The sequence below is a fragment of the Streptomyces sp. NPDC001530 genome (assembly GCF_042894545.1).
Lineage (GTDB): Bacteria > Actinomycetota > Actinomycetes > Streptomycetales > Streptomycetaceae > Streptomyces.
Map to the genome: position 1 here is coordinate 444549 of NZ_JBIAVS010000001.1, position 21576 is coordinate 466124.

Below are 21576 nucleotides of genomic sequence, written 5' to 3' on the forward strand. Positions count from 1 at the left end.
TTATAGGCGCCTCCCTGGCGTGCTGTCCAGCCCCTCGCTTGATCCGTTTCGAAACTCCAGCTCACAGTCCGCCCGGGGACAGGATGACACTGCACAGGAGCAAGATCCATCCCATCAATTCTCGCCGATGAATGGCCCCAATCGACCACGAGGCCCTGACAGACATGCCATGTTTGGGCAGTCGCAAATCACATCAAAAATTGCATAAATGGAGCCAATTGCCTGACCGTACGGCGCTTTTCATCCCTGCACACCAGTTGACATCCCAGGGAGACATGGCGGACCTTCATGCGTAACAAGCGGCGCCCTGTGCACAGCAGCCGCGCCGACTCGTGTCCCCGCGCATTCCCCTGTCCCCCCTCTGCACCAGGGATGTCTCCATGTCGAGTTCGATCAACAGACGCCGCTTCCTGGCCGGAGCCACCTGCGTGGCCGCGGCGGCCGTTGCCGGAGGTGTGTTCGATGCCGGCATCGCCCAGGCGGCGCCCAGCACGTACACGCCCGACTGGAACTCGGTCGACCAGCACCCGCCGGCCCCGGAGTGGTTCCAGGACGCGAAGTTCGGGATCTACTTCCACTGGGGCGTCTTCAGCGTCCCCGCCTACGACAACGAGTGGTACCCGCGGAGCATGTACCAGGCGGGCAGCAACGCCAACCAGCACCACATCGCGACCTATGGCCAGCCGTCGGCGTGGCCGTACCACAACTTCATCAACGGAGCGCAGGACCTGGCGGGCAACTTCGTGAAGTTCGCGCCGAAGCTGAAGTCGGCCGGCGGGAAGTTCGACCCCGACGAGTGGGTGCAGCTGTTCGTCGACGCCGGCGCCAGGTTCGCCGGCCCGGTCGCCGAGCACCATGACGGCTTCTCCATGTGGGACAGCCAGGTCAACGAGTGGAACTCGGTGAACAAAGGCCCGGGGCTGGACCTGCTGCGGCTCTTCTCCACGGCCATCCGCGCCAAGGGCCTCAAGCTGCTGGTGGCCATGCACCACGCGTACAACTTCAACGGCTTCTACGAACACGTCCCCGCCCAGACGGACAGCAGCCTCAAGAAGCTGTACGGGCAGCTGGGCCCGGCCGCGGAGAACCAGCTCTGGTTCGACAAGCTCAAGGAGGTCATCGACCGCGCCCAGCCCGACATCCTGTGGCAGGACTTCAGGATGGACGCCGTCGACGAGACACAGCGCCTGAACTTCCTGGCGTACTACTACAACCAGGCCAACAGCTGGGGCCGTGAGGTCGTCGCCACGTACAAGGACGGCATGAACGGCAAGGGCGAGGTCTTCGACTACGAACGCGGCGGCCCGGCCGACATCACCACCCCGTACTGGCTGACCGACGACAGCATCTCCAGCAGCAGTTGGTGCTACACCCAGGGCATCGGCTACTACAGCACCCAGCAGATGCTGCACTCGTTCATCGACCGGGTCAGCAAGAACGGCAACGTGCTGCTGAACATCGCTCCGATGGCCGACGGCACCATCCCCCAGGCGCAGAAGGACATCCTGCTCGGTATCGGAGACCACCTGAAGCGCTTCGGCGAGTCGGTGTACTCGACCCGCGCCTGGACGGCGTACGGCGAGGGCCCGACGAAGATGGGCGGCGGCTCGTTCACCACCCCGCACGCCGGCACCGCGCAGGACATCCGCTTCACCCGCAACAAGGCCAACAACGTCCTGTACGCCACCGTCCTGGGCTGGCCGGGCAGCTCGCTGACGATCAAGACCCTCGGCTCGGACCGGATCAACCTCTCGTCGCTGACCTCGGTCAAGCTCCTCGGCTCCACCGCCGGCACCTACATCGACCTGCCCACGCCGGTCCACAACTCCTCCGGCCTCGCGGTCACCCTGCCGTCCTCGGCGCCCTACAGTGCGGGCGCCTACGTCCTGAAGCTCGCTTTCTCCGGCACGATCCCGGGCCTGCGGCCGCTCGCCGGAGCCGTCGCCTTTGCGGACGTCAACTACACCGGCAGCGCCGCCGTGTTCACCGTCGGCGACTACACCGCGGCCGACCTGACCGCGGCCGGACTGGGCGCGCGCACCCTCTCCTCCCTCAGGCCGGCCCCCGGCTACCAGGTGGTCGGCTACTCCGGGGACAACTTCACCGGCACCTCCTGGACGTTCACCGCCGACAACCCCGATCTGCGGGTCACGGGCAACAACGACCAGATCACCTCGCTGAGGGTCCAGTTCAACCCGGCGACGTACTTCCGGATCACCAACGTCACCAACGGCCTCGCCCTGGACAGCGGCGGCAACGTGGCCTCCGGGTCGAACCTCAAGCAGTGGACCTGGGACGGCAGTTCCAACCTGCAATGGCAGGCGGAGGCGGTCGGAGGCGGCTACTACAGGCTGGTCAACCGCACGAACGGCATGGTCGCCGACAGCTGGGGCGCCACCGACAACGGCTCTCCAGCCCGACAGGCCCCCTGGAACGGCGGCACCAACCAGCAGTGGAAGATCACCCACCGGGGCGGCGACCGCTATTCGATCGCCAACCGCACCACCGGCCTGGTACTCGACGGCGGCGGCAACGTCGCCTCGGGCTCCGTCACCAAGCAGTGGACGTACGGCAGCAGCACCAACCTGCTGTGGACCTTCACGGCCCTCTGAGCCCCTTTTTCCCCGGCCCCCCGCCGCCGCCCGGATTCCGTTCCAAGTCGACCGGGCGGCGGTGGGTCACCACGACGGTGGGTCACCGCTCCACTCCCCCAGCACCACGCACCGCCGACCGGACAAAGGAGTCCCCGTGACGGCCAGCCCCATCGACCGCAGACGGTTCCTCACCGCGGTCGCACTGACCGCAGGAGCCGCCGCCCTGCCCGGCGGCCTGCTCTCGGGACGGGCGGAAGCGGCCGTGCCACCGCAGATCACGCTCCCCGAGCGCGGCATCCACGACACCTCCCCGGCCACCTCCTGGACCGACGGATTCCTCACCGGCAACGGCGAATACGGGGCCGTGCTGTACGGCGCTCCCGCCCTGGAGAAGGTGGTGTTCAACTACCACCGGCTGGTGCTGCCGAACGGCACCCGTGACGTGACCCCGCCGGTGATCTCCGGCCGTCTCGAAGGCGCACGCGACAAAGCGCTCGCGGGTGACTACGCAGGGGCCAACCGGGACTTCGCCGCGGGCTGGTCGCTGCGCTGGACGCAGGCCTACCACCCCGCGTACGAACTGCGCATCGACACCCCGGGCATGACCACGGTCAACAACTACGGGCGGGTCACCGACTTCCGTACCGGCGAGGTGAGTTCGAGCTGGACAGATCAGTTCGGCACCTGGACGCGCCGGGCGTTCGTCTCCCGCGCCGACAAGGTCATCGTCCACGAGCTGATACCCGCTTCCGGCCGTACCGTCGACACCACACTGAGCGTCCACACCGCACTCGACGGTCTGCCCGGCAGCCTGAGCTTCACCACGCGTGCCACCGTCACAGGCGGCTCCGGCTACCTGAACCTGCGCGGCACCTACCCCTCGGGGCAGGGCGCCTTCGGCTACGAGGGCGTCACCCGTGTCGTCGCCTCGGGCACCGGCGCCACGGTCACCGTCAACGGCTCCACGATCGTGGTGGCCAGGGCGGCCAGGGTGCTGCTGCTGACGAAGCTGGGCCGCTACGAGTCGTCCACCGGCTGGGACTCCGAGCCGCTGCACGCCCAACTGGCCGCGCTCGGCACCGACTACGCCGCGCTGCGTTCGCGGCACACCACCCTGCACACCGATCTCTACGACCGCTCCCGCCTCGACCTGAACGTGCCGGCCGCCGACCGGCAGCTCTCCGTCAGCGAACTGATCTCCCGTCAGAACGCCGACCGCAGTGTCATCGACACGGCGCTGCTGGAACGTCTCTACGACTCCGGCCGCTACTTCTTCATCAGCTCCAGCGGCATCCTGCCACCCCGCCTCACCGGCATCTGGGCCGGATCGTGGGGCGCCGCCTGGGCCGACGACTTCACCACGGACGCCAACATCAACCTCCAGGTCGCGGGCGGCAACATCCTGGATCTGACCGAGGCCATGGAGGGCTACTTCAACCTCATCCTCGGCCAGCTCGACGACTGGCGCACCAACGCGAAGAACCTCTACGGAGCCCGCGGCTTCCTCGCCCCGTCCCGCACCGACGGCGAGTACGGCCACATGCTCCACTTCAACAACGGCAACTTCCCCGGCCACTGCTGGACCGGCAGCGCCGACTGGCTGCTCTACCCGCTCCTGGAGTACTACGAGGTCACCGGCGACCAGGCGTTCCTGCGCGACAAGCTCGGTCCCGCACTGATGGAACTCGCCCTGTTCTACGAGGACTTCCTCACCCGCACCGACGCGAACGGCAAGTCGGTCTTCGTACCGTCCTTCTCCATGGAGAACGCCCCCGGCAACACCGGCGTCTACTTCTCGATCAATGCCACCGGCGACATCATGGCCGGCAAGCACGCCCTCCAGGCCGCCATCGACGCAGCCAACGCCCTCGGTGTCGAACAGGGCAGCGGCCAGGGCGTCGCCCGCTGGACGGCGCTGCTGAAGAAGACCCGGACTACCGCGTCAACAGCGACAACGCACTGGCCGAATGGTCCTGGCCCAGCCTCACCGACAACTACAACCACCGGCATGTCCAGCATCTCTACGGCGCCTGGCCGCTGCACGAGATCAACCCCGAGGACGAGCCCTCCCTGGTCCGCCCGGCGCAGCGGGCCCTCGAGCTGCGCGGCGACCAGAACGTCTCCGCCCACGGCAGCCTGCACCGCGCACTGGCCGGGGCCCGGCTGAAGGACGGCGGACAGGTCTACGGCAACCTGCGGAAGATCCTCGGCAACAACATGGTCTTCAAGTCGCTGATGACCTCCCACAACCCGAACCTCGACATCTACAACGCCGACGCCGCGAACGCCATCCCCGGCGTGCTGGCCGAGGCCCTGATCTACAGCCGGCCCGGGGTGCTGGAGATCCTCCCCGCCCTGCCCGACCAGCTGCCGAAGGGCACGATCACCGGGGTCCGGGCCCGCGGCCGGATCCGGATCCACAGCTTCGACTGGGACCTGAACGCGCGGACCGCCAAGCTGTCCGTCACCTCCGCCGTCAACCAGGACGTCACCCTGATCAGCCGCCGCGGCATGAACTCCGTGACCACCACGGCCACCGTCACGCCCTCCTCCCTCGGCACCCACGCCAAGAAGGTCTCGCTGGCCGCCGGCCAGCGCACGGACATCACCGTCTCCCTGCTCAGCGGCTTCTTCCGGCTCGTCAACCGGCGCAGCGGCAAGGTCCTCGACGTCACCAGCGGCAGTACCGCCGACGGCGCCAAAATCATCCAGTGGGGCTGGTCCGGCAGCCAGAACCAGCAGTGGCGGCTCCAGCCCGACGCCGACGGCTCCTTCCGCCTCGCCGCCCGCCACAGCGGCAAGGTCATCGACAGCCCCGGAGGCTCCAGCCAGGGAGCCCAGCTCATCCAGTGGCAGGACAACAGCAGCGACAATCAGCACTGGAAGCTCGTCGACGCGGGCAGCGGATACGTCCGGCTCGTCAACGTCCGCAACGGGCTGTGCGCGGACGTTGAGGGCGGATCAGCGAACGACGGCGCCCGCGTCATCCAGTGGCCCGTCGGCGACGGAACCAACCAGCAGTGGCAACTCGTCGCCCTCTGACCGTCACCGCGCTACTTCACCCGTGTGCCGGCCAAGGCGATGCCCATGAGCAGGCCCCAGCACAGCAACACCACGCTGTTGAATCCGCCGGAAACGCATGCGATGCCTTCTTGGAGCGCCGTCGGCACCCATGGCGGATTCGGCGCGCACGGCAGGTGGGTCATCGCGCAGGGCCCGGAGCGGTGTTCACGAGACTCCCCTGTACGGTCTGCCCAGCACCGCATCGGCGGTTCTGAGCACCAGGTCGTGATCACCTGTCAGCTGGGGCCGCAGCGACAGTCCACCGCCGGGGCCCGCGCACCGGATGGCCGGGAACACGCTGACGTCCCGGCGGTCGACGAGATCGCCGGTCACCATCGCCAGGCGGATCTCCGCCCCGCCATACGCGCTCAGGCGCAGATCCCACAGCGCCTCTCCGCCGGGATGGAGTTCCGCCACCAGGTCGACCGGCAGGGTGATGTGGAATTCGCCGTACGGATCGACAGGACAAGGGGCGTCGATGAGGCGGCCGCCGTTCGCCTGGAGCCGGGCCATGAAGCGGTAGTGGTGCGCCCGCGCCGTCGATCCGTGGAGCGAGCCCGTCAACCGGATCGCCTCGTCGTCGACTTCGACCGACGACACCTCCGCGTGCGCCGGCCGGAGCCAGGCGCGCACGCAGCATCACCTCGTCCGCGGAGGTGCGATCGCCGTCGGTGACGGTGAACCGGACCGTGATCCGGCCGTCCCAGCCCTCCCGTAGGACATCCCGTCCGTCCAGGCCGAGCTGGAGCCAAGCGCGCAGTTCGGCGGCAGTGACGCGGGTGCCGGCGGTGGCATAGGTCCAGGTTTCGCCGCGCCTGAGGAACAGCCGGACCTTGGACTTGCCCGCGCCGATCAGTTGGAGGCCACCGGTGGCGGCGTCCGAGACGTTGTCGACCGGCACTGTGCACAGCGGCGCCAGGTACTCGGGCGCCCGTACGACATTGCCCTGGGCGTCGTTGCAGGCCTGGAGCCGGGCGTTGGACAGCCAGCGGCCGTCCCGCGTTCCTCGTCTTGCAACGCCCCTGTCTGTCACCGATGTTGGGGAGGAATATCGCGCCCCGCTCGCTGCTCCACGTCGTCTTGCCCACGGCATCGGAATCACGGGTGACATCGACCGACCGTCACGGTTCACATCGGCACGGATGTCCGCCGTATCCCCCGGTGTCGGCAGCCGTGGCGGCCGGCACTGTGCCTGAGACGGCCGCCAGGGCGATCGCCAACGCTGTCGCGGCCCTGGGCCTCACTCTGTTCACTCATGTACTCCTCGTAGTCTTGGCCTGCACTAGCCGTCCGGATACGCCTTACCGCGGAAAGCAGGCACGCCCCGGTGAGAAATCGTCGGCAACCTTTTCGCTTCCTGCGGCCACTGAGCAGTGCACCATCGGCTCGATATTCCGAACGGACAGGTATGCAGACAGCAAGGCAGGCCGCGCGGCAGCGCAGGCAGAGACGCCGACTCATACTGGGCACTACGTTGGCACTGACCGCCGCGGGCGTTCTCGCCTACCTGGTCATGGGGGTGCTCCCCGACCGCAGGACGGATGCAGTTCCTGCCGCGCCCACACCCGTCGCCACCACCCAGGTGAGGGCCGCCACCCCGCCCGAGACGGGCACCCCGACCGCGTCGGGGACGCCGAGTGCGACCGGCACCCCGAGTCCGACGGCCACTGCGACCACCGCGCCGGCACGACCGTCGGCCACAAACACCCCACAGTCCCCGCGAACGGCGTCGACCACGGCGTCGTCGGCAGGGCGGATTCGGCCCGGCACCACTTACACCGGGGTCGCCACCGCCTACGAGGCCGAGGACGGAAACGGCGCCTGCCTGTTCGGCCCGAGTCCCGACCTCATGATCGCGGCCATGAACACCACGGACTACGAGACGTCCAGGGCGTGCGGCGCGTACGTGCTCGTCCGCGCGGCCAACGGCAAGTCGATCACCGTACGGATCACCAACGAATGCCCCCTGCCCTGCGCACCCGGGCAACTCGACCTCAGCCAAGAGGCCTTCGCCAAGCTCGCCGACCTCAAGGTCGGCCGGATCCCGATCACCTGGCAGCTGCTGAGCCCCAGCATCTCCGAGACGATGTCCATCAGGTACAAGACCGGGTCCAACCCCTATTGGTGCGGCATCCAGGCGATCGGTCACCGCAACCCGGTCGCGCGCCTGGAGGTCCGGACCGGCGGCGGCTGGCGGCAGTTGCCCCGCACGGAATACAACTACTTCGTCTCCGCCGACGGCAGCGGGTGCGGCAGCTCGATCAGAGTCACGGACATCTACGGAGAACGCCTGACCGTCACCGGGATCGCGCTGCGGCCGAACGTCGTGCAACCGACCGGGGTTCAGTTCGCCCGGCACTGATCCCGCCCTGCGCCTGCGCACCTCTCCCACGGGACCGACGTGACGTCCGGACGGACGCCGAGCTGCGCACAGCCACGGCGTCCGTGCCGGACACAGCGAGAACGGAGAGCAGGACGAGTGCGCACGCCGGGCCGAGTACGGTCCAGGGCGCCAGTTCCACGTACGGCTGGTTCTCCGACAGCAGGCGGCCCCACTCCGCGGTGGGCGGCTGCTCGCCCAGACCTAGGAAGCCGAGAGAGGCCAGTACGAGGACGGTGGTGGGCAGGCGCAGGAGGGCGTTGCGCAGGACGGGGGGCAGTACGGCGGGCAGCAGGTGGTGGCGGAGGAGATAGCCCGGGCCGGCGCCGAAGGAGAGGGACGCGAGCATGTGGCCGCTGGCCCGCTCCTGTTCCAGCAACGCCGCGGCCTGGGCAGCGTAAGGGGTCCAGCCGACCAGGCAGACCGCGAGGGCGGCACCCCAGGCCGACGGGCCGGTCACCGCGGTGGTCAGCAGTCCGGCGAGGACCGCCGGCATCGTCGACACCACTTCCGTGAGCCCCACGCCGACCTGTGCCGCCATGCCGAGCAACAGCCCGGTGAGCGTGCACACCGCGGTCACCACGAGGGCCACGCCCACCGTGCGCAGCGCCCCGTGGCCCAGCCGGGCCAGCAGATCGCGGCCGAGCGCGTCCGTACCCAACGGGTGTGCGGCTGAGGGCGGGAGCAGTCGGGCCGCCGTGTCCACATGGAGCGGGTCGCGGAGCAGTCCGGCGGTGACCAGAACGAGCAGGGCGAGGGCACAGGCCACTGCGGCCCAGCGGGTGAAGCGCCCTCGGGAAGCGGCCGGTGCGTGCAGCGCGGGCAGGGCCCCGTCCCGCAGGGCCGGGCCGAGCAGCGCGCGACGCAGGGCGCGGATGAGGAGGCCGGCGACGACGCCGAGCAGGATGAGGGCCAGGGTCGCGGTTTGCAGGGGTGGCAGGTCCTGGGCGATGGCGGCGTCCAGGGCGAGACGGCCGAGCCCGGGAATGTTGAAGATCTTCTCCACCGCGACGGCGCCACCGACCAGGGCCACGACGGTCGGCAGGAGTTGCGGGAGCACCCCGGCCAGCGCGCGCCGCAGCGCATGCCGGGCGACGCGGCCGGGCGCGAAGCCGTAGGCGTGCCAGGTCCGGGCCCACGGCTCGTTGAAGGCGGCGGGCAGCGACTGGTCGAGCAGACCGCCGGTCATCGCCCCGGACGGGACACCGAGGGCGAGCGCGGGCAGCACCATCGACGCCGGTCCCGCCCACCCGCTGGACGGGAACCAGCCCAGCCAGACCCCGCACACGGTGGCGAGGAGCGAGGCGAGCAGGAATTTGGGCACCGCGGCGAGGACGGCGACCCCGACGGCCCCTCTCCCCCGGTGCAGCCGTCGCCGGGAGCCGAGGTACAGGGTGCGGGCGCTGACCAGTGCGGCGACCGCGATCGTGATCACGAGCGCCCCGAGCATCAGCGTGAAGGAGACCGCGAAGGCACCTGTCACCTGGGGCAGCACCGCCTCACCCGACACCCAGGATGTGCCCGCGTCGCCCCGCGGCAGCCCGCCGAGCCAGTGCGTGAGATGCGCGAACGGCCCCTCGTCCAGCCCCAGTTGCTCCCGGACAGCGGCCAGCTGCTCAGGGGTCGGATCCTGGTCGGCGGAACGGGCCCGCAGGACGGTCAGCGCGGGGTCGTTGCCGGACAGCCAGGGCAGCATGGCCACGGCCGTCAGCAGCGCGGTCCCGGCGGCGAGGCGGCCGAGGCCCGCGCGCCACCGGGACGGGCCGGCCTCGGTACGGACCGACGGAACGCTCATCGGCCGCTACTTCAGGTGGGTGTCGACGTCGATCAGGGAGCGCTCACGAGGGTCGAGGAGCACGCCCTCGACATCGGTGGCGATGCCCTGGACGACCTTCTCGTGGACCAGCGGCACGACGGCGTCGGTGCGCAGGATCTCCGCCTCGGCGGCCATGATCTTCTGCTGGCGCTTCGTCGTGTCGCCTTCCTCGGCTGCGGACTTGATGGCCCGGTCCACCTTGGAGTCCTTCAGACCGGCGATGTTGTACACGCCGTCGCTCGTGTAGTCGCTCGCCAGGTAGGCGACCGCGTCGCCGGTGTCGAGGAGCGTCACCCGGGAGAAGACGAGGGCGTCGTACTTGCCGGCGAGGAGGTCGGCCTCCATCTGCGTGTACTCGCGCACGTCCTGCTTGACGGTGAAGCCGGCCTTCTCCAGCTGCTGTTGCAGGACGGTGGCGGCCTCGGGGAGTTCGGCGCGGTTGGTGTAGGTGGCCAGGCGCAGGGTCGTGCCCTTCGTCTCGGCCTTGACCTGTGCGGTGGTCGCGGCCTTGGCGCGGCCGGTGACCTCGACGCGCTTGTCGGCCGCCCAGGACACGGCCGGCCCGAACAGGCCCTGCGCGGGGTCGGCGTACCCGCCGAAGACGGAGTCGACGAGCGCCGAACCGTCGACGGCCTCGCGGGCCGCCGCGCGCAGCGCCGGGTCGGTGAAGAGGCCGCTGCCGGTATGGAGGACAAGGCTGTCGGTCCGTACGGACGGCACCTCGTGACGGGTCTTGTCGTCCAGCAGCTTCGCCTGGGCGGTGGGGATCCACTCCGCGATGTCGACGTCGCCGCTGCGGAGGGCGTTGGCGCGGGCGGTGCCGTCGGCTATCCAGGTGACGTCGATGCCCGAGGCCTTGGCCTTGCCGCCCCAGTAGCCGTCGTATCGGTCGAGGGCGGCCTTGGACTTGCCGGTGAGCTTCGTGATCTTGAAGAGGCCCGTCCCGGTGCCGACCGGGCTGACGGTGCCGTCCTTCGCGTACGCCTTCGAGGAGAGGATGGCCAGCGCGGGGCTGGCCAGCCGCAGCGGCAGCACCGGGTCGGCGGCCTTGGTGCTGATCGTGACCGTGTCGGCGTCGTCGGCCTTCGCGGTGAGGGTGACGTCGCTGAGGACGCGGGGCTTGGGCTCGGCGGCATCGGCGTGGTCGAGGGCGTTGACCACGGACTCGGCGGTGACCGGCGTACCGTCCTGGAAGGTGGCCTTGCGCAGCTCGAAGGTCCAGGTGGTGGGGTTGACCTGATTCCAGGACTTCGCCAGCGCGGGCGCGGCGGCGCCGTTCTTGTCCAGGGCGGTGAGTCCTTCGGCCACGGAGAGCTTGCTCAGCACGGTGGCGTCGTTGCTGTACGGCGACAGGGCCTGCACCGGCGGTACCGCGAGCGCGACCCTCAGCCGCCCGGCCGACCCGCCTTCCGCATCCGAACCGGAGCCCGGTTCGCCCGCCACGAAACATCCGGCCAGGAGCGGGGTAAGAGCAAGCGTCAAGAGGAGACCGCGGGAGGTCGTACGCATGGGGGTCCTGTCATGCGAGAGAGGATGATCTGAGCCCCTGCACGCCAGATGGGGGCGAAGGGGGCGCGGTCAGCATATAAGGCAAGCCTTACTTGATCTACCTCGGTGGGTGAACTCTCAACCAATGAGATCGCTTCGGGCATGCCCGCTCGGCCTCCGTCCCGGCGCACCGCACCCGTCAAGCCAGGGCCCGGCGCCCGCCACGGCCTCGGGCCGCAGCAGGTCGGCGAGGGTCTCGGCGGGCAACAGGCCCTTCTCCAGGACGAGTTCGGCCACGCCGCGGCCGCTGACGAGGGCCTCCTTGGCGATGTCGGTGGCCGCCGTGTAGCCGATGTGCGGGTTGAGGGCGGTGACCAGGCCGATGGAGTTCTCCACGGTGCGGCGCAGCGCCTCGGTGTTGGCGGTGATGCCGGAGACGCAGCGCTCGGCCAGCGTCACGCACGCGTTCCTCAGGTGCGTGATGCTCTCCGACAGCGAGTGCAGGATGATCGGCTCGAAGGCGTTGAGCTGGAGCTGTCCGGCCTCGGCGGCCATGGTGATGGCGACGTCGTTGCCGATCACCTCGAAGGCGACCTGGTTGACGACCTCGGGGATCACCGGGTTGACCTTGCCGGGCATGATCGACGAACCGGCCTGCACCGGCGGCAGATTGATTTCCCCCAGACCGGCCCGCGGCCCGGACGACAACAGGCGCAGGTCGTTGCAGCTCTTGGACAGCTTGACGGCGATCCGCTTGAGCACGCCGGACATCTGCACGAACGCGCCGCAGTCCTGCGTGGCTTCGACCAGGTTGGCGGCGGTGACCAGCGGCAGCCCGGTGATGTCGGAGAGTTGGCGGCGGGCGGCCTCGGCGTATCCGGCGGGGGCGTTGAGGCCGGTGCCGATTGCCGTGGCGCCCAGGTTGATCTCGTGGATCAGCTCCACCGCTTCCGCGAGCCGGCTGCGGTCCTCCTCGATCATGACGGCGTACGCGGAAAATTCCTGGCCCAGTGTCATCGGCACCGCGTCCTGGAGCTGGGTGCGGCCCATTTTCAGCACGTCGCGGAACTCGACGGCCTTGCGGGCGAAGGCGTCCTGCAGGACGGCCATCGCCTTGAGCAGCCCGCGCACAGCGAACACCGTCGCGATCTTCACGGCGGTCGGGTAGACGTCGTTGGTCGACTGGCCCAGGTTGACGTCCTCGTTCGGGTGCAGGAACTGGTAGTGGCCCTTCTCGTGCCCCAGCAGCTCCAACGCCCGGTTGGCGACAACCTCGTTGGCGTTCATGTTGGTCGAGGTGCCGGCGCCGCCCTGGATGACGTCGACGACGAACTGGTCGTGCAGCTTGCCGTCGCGGATCTCCCGGCAGGCGGCGACGATCGCGGCGGCCTTCCTCGGCTCCAGCAGCCCGAGCTCCTCGTTGGCGAGGGCAGCAGCCTCCTTGACGGCGGCGAGGGCGTCGATGAGGTGCGGGTAGGCGGAGATGGGAGTGCCGGTGATCGGGAAGTTCTCCGTGGCGCGCAGGGTGTGAACACCCCAGTAGGCGTCGACGGGAACATCCCGGTCACCGAGCAGATCGTGCTCAATGCGGATGACGGCGTTCATGAGGCTGGGGGCCTTCTCTCGGGAGGCATGGTGGGGGGCCTTCCGCGCCGCTGCGCGCAAGGCCCCCGTGGTGTCACCGGCGTCGGTACCTGCTCAGAGCAGGCGATCCTTCGCCTTGTAATAGGCGCCGCCGAACGGCAGGAACCAGGGCGTGCCGTTGTAGAAGGGGACGGGGACCTTCGGGAAACCGAAGCCGCGCAGCGGGTTGGCCTCCGGCTTGCCGTCCATCATCTCGGCGACCGCGCGGCCCATGTACGTGGCCATCTGGACGCCGTGTCCGCAGTAACCCATGGAGTAGTACAGGCCGTTGACCTCGCCCGCGTGCGGAATGCGGTCCCAGGAGAAACCGACCATGCCGCCCCACACGTACTCGATGCGCACCCCCGCCAGTTGCGGGAAGATCTCGGTCATCTCCCGCTTGAGGATGTCACCGCTCTTGATGTCGGAGGCCGGGTTGGAGGGGGCGAAGCGGGCTCGGCCGCCGAAGGCGAGGCGGTTGTCCGGGGTGAGGCGGACGTAGTGGCCGACATTCTTGTGGGCGACCAGCAGGCGGCCGTTCGGGATGAGCTCCTTGGCGCGCGCCTCCCCCAGCGGCTCGGTGACGATGATGAAGCTGCCGACGTTGATCAGCCGCTTGCGGAACCACGGCATCGACTTGTCGGTGTAGGCGTCCGTCGCCGCCATGACCTGCTTGGCACGGATGGTGCCGTGCAGGGTCTCCACCAGGAAGCCGCCGCCGGGGAGGCGGGTGAGGCCGGTGGCGGCGTTGCGCTCGTGGATCTCGGCGCCGGCACGCTCGGCGGCATCTGCCAGGCCGCCGACGAACTTGCCCACGTGCAGACCCGCGCTGAGCGGGTCGAGCAGGGCGCCGTGGTAGTAGTCCGAGTCGAGCTCGGCCCGCAGTTCGCTCCTGCTCAGGACGATCGTCTCGTGGCCGAAGTTCTCGGCCAGGTCGCGCTGCTTGGCGCGCAGGCCCTCGAAGTGCTGGGGCTTGCAGACCAGGCCGAGGCGCCCGGAGCGCTTGAAGTCGCAGTCGATCTGCTCCTGGACCGTGAGGTCCTCGACGACGTCGACCGCCTCGCGGAAGGCGTCGTAGAGCTCACGGGCGCGCTCCTGGCCATAGCGCTTGCGCGCCTCGGCGGGGCTGATGGTGATGCCCTGGGTGCACATGCTGCCGTTGCGCCCGGAGGCGCCCGAGCCGACCTTGTCCTTCTCGACGAGGACGGTCCGGGCACCCTTGCGGGCGGTGTGGTAGGCGGTGGACAGGCCGGTGAGGCCGCCGCCGATCACCACCACGTCCGCCTCTTCGGGCAGGTCCTTTCCGGAGCGGTCGGGCAGGGCGGGAGCTGTGTCCAGCCAGTAGGGGATCTGCTTCATGGCGTGCGTCCTCTGTGTTTCTCAGTCCTGTTTCGCCGGTGCGCCGTAGGTCAGCAGCCGAGCAACTTCGGCAGGCCCGACAGGTCGGGCAGCTCGTCGTACGGCTGGTAGTCGGCGCTGCCCGGGCGGCCGTAGCGGTTGATCCACACCCGGCGCTTCAGGCCGAGGTCGCGGGTCGGGATGTGGTCGTACTCCCAGCCCTGGGCGGTGTGTATGACCTGGGACGGCTCGACGCCCATGGTCTTGAAGGCATGCTCGAAGGTCTGCCGGTCCGGCTTGTAGGCGCCGGCCTGCTCGGCGGTGATGACGTAGTCGAATTCGACGCCGATGTTCTCGACGTTCCGCGCGATCATGTTGTCGTCGGTGTTGGAGATGATGGCGATCTCGTACCTGGTCTTCAGCGCGCGCAGCGCGTCCGGGACCTCCGGGAAGGGACCGAAGGTGGGGACGGCCTCGACCAGGGCGTCGCCGTCGGACTCTCGGTACTCCAGGCCGTGCAGGCGCATGGCGTTGCGCAGGCTGGAGTGCAGGATCTCGTGGTACGGGCGGTAGGCCTCCAGGACGGCCTGGAAGCGCATGACGCGGAAGTCGTCGAGGAACTCGTCGACATCCAGGTTGTCCAGATCCAGCCGATCCTCGATGACCTTCAGGGTCGTGGGGCCGAGCTCGAAGTTGATCAGGGTTGCATAGGCGTCGAAGGTGACGATCTCTCGCATGGTGTCCAGCCTCAGTCTCGCGGGTTTTCAGAGGGGGTGGGGGCTTCAGACGACGCGTTCGCCCGGGGCGACGATCGCGTCAAGCACGGCCAGGTCGGCCGGGCTGGGTATCCAGTCGGCCGCCGCCGCGTTGGCGGTGACCTGTTGGGGGGTCATGGCGCCGCAGATGACGGAGCCGACGGCGGGCAGGGCCGCCAGTGCGCCGACCGCGACCTGGAGGAGGGTCAGGCCGCGTTCGGCGCCGTACTCGGTGAGCGCCTCGGCCCGGTCGAGGGCCGCGTCGGTGAGCCAGCCCTGGCGCCAGGTCAGGCGGCTGCCGGGCGGGGGCTCCTCGCCGCGGCGGTACTTGCCGCTGAGCAGGCCGTTGGCCAGCGGGTAGTACGGCAGCAGGCCGAGGCCGTGGTGCAGGCAGGCCGGGATCAGGTCCTGTTCCGCACCGCGGTCGAGCATGTGGTAGCGCGCCTGGGTGGACACGAAGGCGTCCGTGACCTGCTCGGCCGGGAGATTGGAGCAACCGATGTACCGGATCTTGCCCTCGTCGACCAGCTCCTGGAGCGCGGCGACCGTCTCCTCCAACGGCGTGACGCCGTCCGGCTCGTGGTACTGGTACAGGTCGATCCGGTCGGTGCCGAGCCGGCTGAGCGATGCCTCGACCGCGTACCGGATGTAGGGGCGGGCGCCCCGCCGGCCGTACAGGTCGGCGTCCCGGCCCATCTCCATGCCGAACTTGGTGGCCAGCACCACGTGGTCACGGTGGCCCTTGAGCGCGGCACCGAGCAGCCGTTCGCCGTCGCCGCGGGACCCGCCCCGCTCCCCGGACCCGCCGTACATGTCGGCGGTGTCGAACAGGGTGATCCCGGCGTCGAGGGCGGCGTGGACTACGGCCTTCGTGCCGTCCTCGTCGAGGCGGCTGCCGAAGTTGTTGCCGCCCACGCCGACCACCGAGACGGTCGGGCCGCGCTCTCCGAGCGTGCGGTATCTCATGACCGGTTCCCGAATCCGATGCAGACGTTCTTGGTCTGCAGGTAGCTGGCCAGGCCTTCGAGTCCTTTCTCGCGGCCCCAGCCGCTGTGCTTGTAGCCGCCGAAGGGGAGTTCCACGCCGGTGCCGATACCAGTGGCGTTGACATAGACCTGGCCGGCCCGGATGCCCTCGGCCATACGCATCGCCTTGTCGATGTCGCGGGTCCACACGTACGAGGCGAGGCCGTACGGACTGTCGTTGGCGATCTCCAGTGCTTCGGCCGCGTCGTCGAACTCGATGACCGTGACGACCGGACCGAAGATCTCCTCGCGGGCGCAACGGGCCTGGTTGTCCAGTCCGGTCAGGACGGTCGGCTCGACGTAGTAGCCGTCTGCCAGCTCGGGGTCCGAGGGGGCGCCTCCGCCGGCCCGTGCCACGGCGCCCTCCTCCCCCGCCAACTCCAGGTAGCCGAGGACCCGGTCCCGCTGCCGTGCGGCAACCAGCGGGCCGACGTCCGGGTCGGTGAGACCCGGGCCGATGCGCAGGGACGCGACGTGCGCGACGAGCTTGTCCAGGAACTCCTCGGCGCCGCGCTGGAGCAGCAGCCGGGTGCCGGCGGAGCAGGTCTGCCCGGCGTTGCCGAACGCGGAGGCGGCGACCGCGCCGAGCGCCAGGTCGAAGTCGGCGTCCGCGAAGACGACGACCGGCGACTTGCCGCCCAGTTCGGTGACGGAGGGCACCACGTTGGCGGCGGCGGCCTGGGCGACCTTGATGCCGGTGGGCACGGACCCGGTGAAGGTGACCTGGTCGATGTCCGGGTGGCCGGCGAGGGCCGCGCCGGTCTCGCCGTCACCGGGGACGACGTTCAGCACGCCCGGCGGAAGTCCGCACTCCAGGGCGATCCTGCCGATCTCCAGCGGGGTGAGCGGCGCCTCGGGTGAGGGCTTGAGCACCACCGTGCAACCTGCGGCCAGCGCCGGGGCGGAGCCCCTCGCGGTGTTCTGCAGCGGGTAGTTGAACGGGATGATCTGGCCGGAGACGCCGATCGGCTCACGGACGGTGTAGTCGAGCAGGCCGGGGCCGAGCGGGATCGTCGAGCCGCCGAGCTTGTCGGCGACGCCCGCGTAGAACTCGAAGTAGCGGGCGGCCGCTTCGACATCGGCCTTCGCCTGGCGGAGCGGCTTGCCGACGTCCTGGCTCTCCAGGCGGGCCAGCCGCTCTCCCTGGTAGCGAATGGCCTCCGCGATCCGGAACAGGATGCGCCCCCGGTCGGCGGCACGCATCCCGGCCCACTCTGGAGCGGTGAAGGCCGCGCGCGCGGCGGCCACCGCCTGGTCCACGTCCGCCTTGCCGGCCAGCGCCACCTGGGCGATGGCCGTGCCGTTCGACGGGTCGAGGACGGTGAAGGAGCAACCGTCGGCGGCCGGGACCTGCTTGCCGTCGATCAGCAGCTCGGTCAGCTGCAGTTCGCCGCTCATGGCCGGATCTCCCCCAGCACCTCGCCGAAGATGACGACCTCGTCGCCCGGGCGGACCGTGCGGATCCGGCGGACCCAGAGCACGATGCCGTCCTGCGGCGCGCTGACCTCTTCCAGCGTGTTGCCGTAGTGGTCGGTGATGGTGGCGATCAGGTCGCCTTCCTTGCAGGTCTCCCCCGGCTCGGCGCGGGCGACGAAGAAGCCACCGGCGGCGGAGCGGGCGAACGTGCCGGAGACGGTCGTGTAGGTGTCCCGCAGCTCCGCCTCGCCGTCGGTCATGCCGAGGCTGCGCAGGATGTTGCGGATCGAGTTCATGTGATGCTCGACGTTGGTCTCGCGGTACGTGGCGCCACCGCACTCGATGGTGATGGCGGGCTTGCCGGCCTCGAGAACGGGGTGGCGGACCGTGCCGCCCCACTTGCCGCCCTTCCAGACCAGCTCGTGCCCGGCAGCCAGGGCCAGGTCGGTGGCCAGGTCCTCGTAACCACCCTGGAGGATGACCAGCGGGGCGATCTCACCGTAGGCGCCGCCGGTGTGCAGGTCGACCACGGCGTCGACGGCCGGCACGACCTGCTCGACGAAGGTGGCGGCCAGCCGCTGCGAGTACGAGCCCTCGGCGTCGCCCGGGAAGATGCGGTTGAGGTTGAGGTGGTCGATGCCGCTCGCGCGGGCGGCCGCCTCGAAGGCCGGGGTGTTCAGGCAGGGGATGCCGACGACGGTGCCGCGCAGGGTGGCCGGGTCGATCTCGGCGAGGACGCGCCGGATGGCCTCCTGGCCGTCGTACTCGTCGCCGTGCACGCCCGCGTCCACACACAGGACCGGGCCGTCCTGGGCGCCGTTGACGACGATCAGCGGAATTCCGAGCTCCACGCCGTAGCTGCTGGTACCGACCGGGATCAGGCCCTGGGCGCGCTCGCCCGGGGCGACGGTCAGTGCACCGATGGAGTACATGTGGTTCCTTCCCAATGCGGGATTCGTGGATCAGATGCGGGTGGACGCCTCGGCGAGGGTGCCCGCGATGATCGCGGCGATACGGTCGAGGACAGCGCGGTCGCTGATCAGCGGGGGCGCGATCTGGACCAGCGGCGCGGAGCGGTCGTAGACGCGGGCCAGCAGGCCGGCCTCGCGCAGTCGGCGCGGGATCAGGTCGCCGATCAGATCGGCTCGGGCCTTGGCGCTGAAACCGCCGTCGTCGAGGTCACCGACGAGTTCGCAGGAGTAGAAGAACCCGGTGCCGCGGACGTCGCCGACGATCGGCAGGTCCTTGAGCGCCGCCATGCGCTTCGCCAGGTCGCCCTGGAGAGCGCGGACGTTGTCCAGGATCCGGTCCCGCTCCATGATCTCCAGGTTGCGCAGGGCGATGGCCGTGCTCAGCGGGTGCCCGGCGAAGGTGTAGCCGTGGTTGAGGACCGCGCCGGGCCGGTTGATGACCTCGGTGACCTTGGTGCCGACCAGAGTCGCGCCCAGGGGGGCGTATCCGGAGGTGATGCCCTTGGCGACGGTGACCATGTCCGGGCGGGCCCCGTAGCGGTCCCCGCCGAACCACTCCCCGATCCGGCCGAAGCCGGTGATCACCTCGTCGGCGACGAGCAGGAAGCCGTACCGGTCGGCCAGCGCCCGCAACCCCTGCCAGTAACCCTGGGGCGGGGTGATGCAGCCGCCCCGGTTCTGCACCGGCTCGGCGATGAGCATCGCGATGGTCTCCGGGCCCTCGGCCAGGATCTCGGCCTCCAGCTCGGCGAGCAGCCACGCCGTGTACACCTCGTCGTCCGCGAACTCCGGTGCGAGGCCGAGGCGGTTGGTGTTCGACACGAACCGGGTGTCGATCGCCGGCGGACCATACGGCTCCGTCAGGCCGGGGTCGTCGGTGAGGGACAGGGCGCCGACGGTCAGCCCGTGGTAGGCGCCACGCCGGGCGATCGCCTTGGTGCGGCCCGGCTCACCGCGCAGGGCGTGGTAGCGGCGGGCCAACTTCCAGGCGGTCTCGACGGCTTCGGCACCGCCGCTCGCGAAGAAGGTGTGCTCGATGTCGACGGGGGCGATCCGGGACAGCCGCTCGGCGAGTTCGATGGCCGAGGGATGCGCGGAGCCGGTCCACAGCGGGCTGTAGCACAGCTCGCGCAGTTGCCGTTCGGCTGCCTCGGCGAACTCGGGGCCGTAGGAGTAGCCGAGCTGGCAGCAGTACAGCCCTGACAGACCGTCGATGTAACGTCTGCCGTCCTCGTCATCGACGTACGGGCCCTCGCCGCGGCGGACGACGAACAGTTCCTGGCCCGGCATCGCGAGCGAGCCGTTGTCGGTCATGTTCAGCAGCAGATGCCGCTGAGCGGTGGCGGTGATCATACGGCGTCGCCTCCCGGGGTGGCGATCCCGGTCGCGGTCTCGACCGACAGCAGGGATTCCTGCCGCCCGGACCCGATCCAGCGCACCAGGGCCACCAGGCCGAGGGCGAGGATCGCGAAGGCGATGAGGATCGCGCTGACCGCGGTCACGCTGGGGTCGATCTCGAAGGTCAGCGAGTTGTAGACCTGCACAGGCAGGGTGACGGTGTCGACCGAGGAGAGGAACTGGGAGATGTAGAACTCGTCGAAGCTGGTGATGAACGAGAAGATCGCTGCCGCGATCATTCCCGGCGCGGCGAGGGGGAAGGTGATCCGCCGGGCAATCGTCAGACGGCCGGCCCCCATGCTCGCCGCGGCGTCCTCCAGCCGTTCGTCGATCCCGCGCAGGGTCGCGATCAGGATCAGCACCGCGATCGGCGAGGCCAGCACGGTGTGACCCAGGGCGATGGCGATCGGGCTGCCCAGCATCGCGGCGGGCTCGAAGAGCAGGAACAGGCCCAGCGCGGTGACGATCTGCGGAATGACCAGCGGTCCGAGCACCAGAGCGTAGACCGCCGAGCGCAGCGGCAGTTCACTTCGCGTCAGGGCGGTCGCCGCGGTCACACCGATGATCAGCGAGAACACGGTGCTCAGGGCGGCGACCAGGGCGCTCAGTGACAGCGCGGCCGGCCACTTGCTGCCGTCGGCGAACAGCGCCTTGTACCAGTTCAGCGTCCACGCCTGAGGCGGGAACGCCGCGAATGCGTTGTTGCTGAACGAGGTGACGACGATGACGACGATCGGCAGCGCCAGGAACAGCAGGATCACGGTGGCGACCGCGGTGAGAGCGATCCGCCCGGCGAGGGTCTTGCGCAGCTCCATCATGACGCACTCCTCTTCTTACGGCTGGCGCCGAGGGAGCTGATGAGCTTGACCAGCAGCAGTCCGGCGAGGGTGAGCAGCAGCAGGATGACTCCCTGAGCGGCCGCCCCGTTCCACTGGTTCTCCTTCGTCACCTGCTGGTTGATGAGGGTGGCGATCATCGTCTGGTTGGGTCCGCCCATCAGGGCCGGGGTGATGTAGTAGCCCAGCGACAGGATGAAGCTGAGCAGTCCGGCGCTGGCCAGTCCGGGGGCGACCAGCGGCAGGTAGATCCGGCGGAAGATCGTCACGCGTCCCGCGCCCATGCTCGACGCGGCCGCGAGCAGCCGCCGGTCCACACCGCGCATCACGCCGTACAGCAGCAGCACGGTGTAGGGAAGCATCATGGAGGTGGTGCCGATGACCACGCCCAGCTCGTTGTAGAGCAGCGGGAACGGCGCCCCCGGTACCGACAGGCTGGTCAGGGTCTCGTTCACCAGGCCCTTGTCGCCGAGCATGATGATCCAGCCGTAGGTGCGCACCAGGGCGCTGATGAAGTGCGGGACGACGACGATCAGCATGGCCAGTCCGGCCCACAGGGGCTTGAGCCGGGTGATCGCGTTGGCCAGAACGAAGCCGAGGACGAGGCTGAACAGCGCCGTCTCGGCGGAGATCCGCAGCGTGGTGACCAGGACGGCGAGGTTGACCCCCGTCAGCGCGTCGGCGTACCAGTGCAGCGTCAGCGATCCGTCGGGGTTCTTCAGGCTGAGGAGCAGCGTGCTGAAGATCGGGTAGACGAACAGCACCAGCAGATAGACGACGACCGGCAGCGCGTAGAGGATCCCGACCCGGGTCTTGCGCGACGCCAGGAGCTTGCGCGGACGGGCGGGGGCGGTGGCGGTGAGGGCGGCCATG

The 21576-nt window shown here is 69.5% G+C and carries 15 protein-coding genes and 1 pseudogene; 4 read left to right on the forward strand and 12 right to left on the reverse strand.

The features are described from left to right. Positions 1-380 precede the first annotated feature (380 nt). From ACFY0T_RS02010 to ACFY0T_RS02020, 3 genes and pseudogenes are all read left to right on the forward strand, one after another. The gene (locus ACFY0T_RS02010) at positions 381-2612 is read left to right on the forward strand and encodes an alpha-L-fucosidase (protein ID WP_388863872.1); all 2232 of its coding nucleotides are present in this window, start codon (positions 381-383) and stop codon (positions 2610-2612) included. Between the two features lie 244 nt (positions 2613-2856). Beyond that, a pseudogene (locus ACFY0T_RS02015) lies at positions 2857-4440 on the forward strand (glycoside hydrolase N-terminal domain-containing protein); the annotation flags it as partial. A gap of 113 nt (positions 4441-4553) precedes the next feature. Next, positions 4554-5636: an RICIN domain-containing protein gene (locus tag ACFY0T_RS02020; RefSeq protein ID WP_388864204.1), complete on the forward strand. Its 1083-nt coding sequence runs from the start codon at positions 4554-4556 to the stop codon at positions 5634-5636. A 186-nt stretch (positions 5637-5822) separates the two neighbouring features. Here ACFY0T_RS02020 and ACFY0T_RS02025 read toward each other — a convergent pair whose 3' ends face one another. Further along, positions 5823-6290, reverse strand: coding sequence for a hypothetical protein (locus tag ACFY0T_RS02025; protein ID WP_388863874.1), 468 nt, complete (start codon positions 6288-6290; stop codon positions 5823-5825). Positions 6291-7065: 775 nt separating this feature from the next. On the opposite strand from ACFY0T_RS02025, the gene ACFY0T_RS02030 reads away from it, so the two are divergent. Next, positions 7066-8019 (forward strand): expansin EXLX1 family cellulose-binding protein, encoded by a 954-nt coding sequence (locus tag ACFY0T_RS02030; protein WP_388863876.1) that lies wholly within the window; start codon positions 7066-7068, stop codon positions 8017-8019. On the opposite strand, the gene ACFY0T_RS02035 is transcribed toward ACFY0T_RS02030, so the two are convergent. The 11 genes from ACFY0T_RS02035 to ACFY0T_RS02085 all read right to left on the reverse strand — a co-directional run bounded on the left by ACFY0T_RS02035 (position 7955) and on the right by ACFY0T_RS02085 (position 21575). After that, positions 7955-9832 carry an ABC transporter permease subunit gene (locus ACFY0T_RS02035; RefSeq protein WP_388863878.1) on the reverse strand — a complete coding sequence of 626 codons (1878 nt, stop codon included), beginning with the start codon at positions 9830-9832 and terminating at the stop codon, positions 7955-7957. The genes ACFY0T_RS02030 and ACFY0T_RS02035 overlap by 65 nt on opposite strands. 6 nt (positions 9833-9838) lie before the next feature. Next, positions 9839-11362: an ABC transporter substrate-binding protein gene (locus ACFY0T_RS02040; RefSeq protein ID WP_388863880.1), complete on the reverse strand. Its 1524-nt coding sequence runs from the start codon at positions 11360-11362 to the stop codon at positions 9839-9841. Between the two features lie 117 nt (positions 11363-11479). Then, positions 11480-12946, reverse strand: a complete 1467-nt coding sequence (gene aspA, locus ACFY0T_RS02045; RefSeq protein ID WP_388863882.1) for an aspartate ammonia-lyase — start codon at positions 12944-12946, stop codon at positions 11480-11482. Positions 12947-13039: 93 nt separating this feature from the next. Then, complete coding sequence (locus ACFY0T_RS02050) at positions 13040-14323, reverse strand: NAD(P)/FAD-dependent oxidoreductase (RefSeq protein ID WP_388863884.1); 1284 nt, start codon at positions 14321-14323, stop codon at positions 13040-13042. A 50-nt stretch (positions 14324-14373) separates the two neighbouring features. Further along, positions 14374-15039 carry a haloacid dehalogenase type II gene (locus ACFY0T_RS02055; protein ID WP_388863886.1) on the reverse strand — a complete coding sequence of 222 codons (666 nt, stop codon included), beginning with the start codon at positions 15037-15039 and terminating at the stop codon, positions 14374-14376. 45 nt (positions 15040-15084) lie between these two features. Next, positions 15085-16023 carry an aldo/keto reductase gene (locus tag ACFY0T_RS02060; RefSeq protein WP_388863888.1) on the reverse strand — a complete coding sequence of 313 codons (939 nt, stop codon included), beginning with the start codon at positions 16021-16023 and terminating at the stop codon, positions 15085-15087. Then, entirely contained in the window at positions 16020-17480 is a 1461-nt protein-coding gene (locus tag ACFY0T_RS02065; RefSeq protein ID WP_388863890.1) for an aldehyde dehydrogenase family protein, read from the reverse strand. The genes ACFY0T_RS02060 and ACFY0T_RS02065 overlap by 4 nt, the downstream gene beginning before the upstream one ends. Next, positions 17477-18430, reverse strand: coding sequence for a succinylglutamate desuccinylase/aspartoacylase family protein (locus ACFY0T_RS02070; RefSeq protein WP_388863892.1), 954 nt, complete (start codon positions 18428-18430; stop codon positions 17477-17479). The genes ACFY0T_RS02065 and ACFY0T_RS02070 overlap by 4 nt, the downstream gene beginning before the upstream one ends. A 30-nt stretch (positions 18431-18460) precedes the next feature. Further along, positions 18461-19822 (reverse strand): aminotransferase class III-fold pyridoxal phosphate-dependent enzyme, encoded by a 1362-nt coding sequence (locus ACFY0T_RS02075; RefSeq protein WP_388863894.1) that lies wholly within the window; start codon positions 19820-19822, stop codon positions 18461-18463. Continuing rightward, complete coding sequence (locus tag ACFY0T_RS02080; protein ID WP_388863896.1) at positions 19819-20685, reverse strand: ABC transporter permease; 867 nt, start codon at positions 20683-20685, stop codon at positions 19819-19821. The genes ACFY0T_RS02075 and ACFY0T_RS02080 overlap by 4 nt, the downstream gene beginning before the upstream one ends. Beyond that, the gene (locus tag ACFY0T_RS02085; RefSeq protein ID WP_388863898.1) at positions 20682-21575 is read right to left on the reverse strand and encodes an ABC transporter permease; all 894 of its coding nucleotides are present in this window, start codon (positions 21573-21575) and stop codon (positions 20682-20684) included. Before ACFY0T_RS02085 ends, ACFY0T_RS02080 begins: the two co-directional genes overlap by 4 nt. Position 21576: the final 1 nt, after the last annotated feature.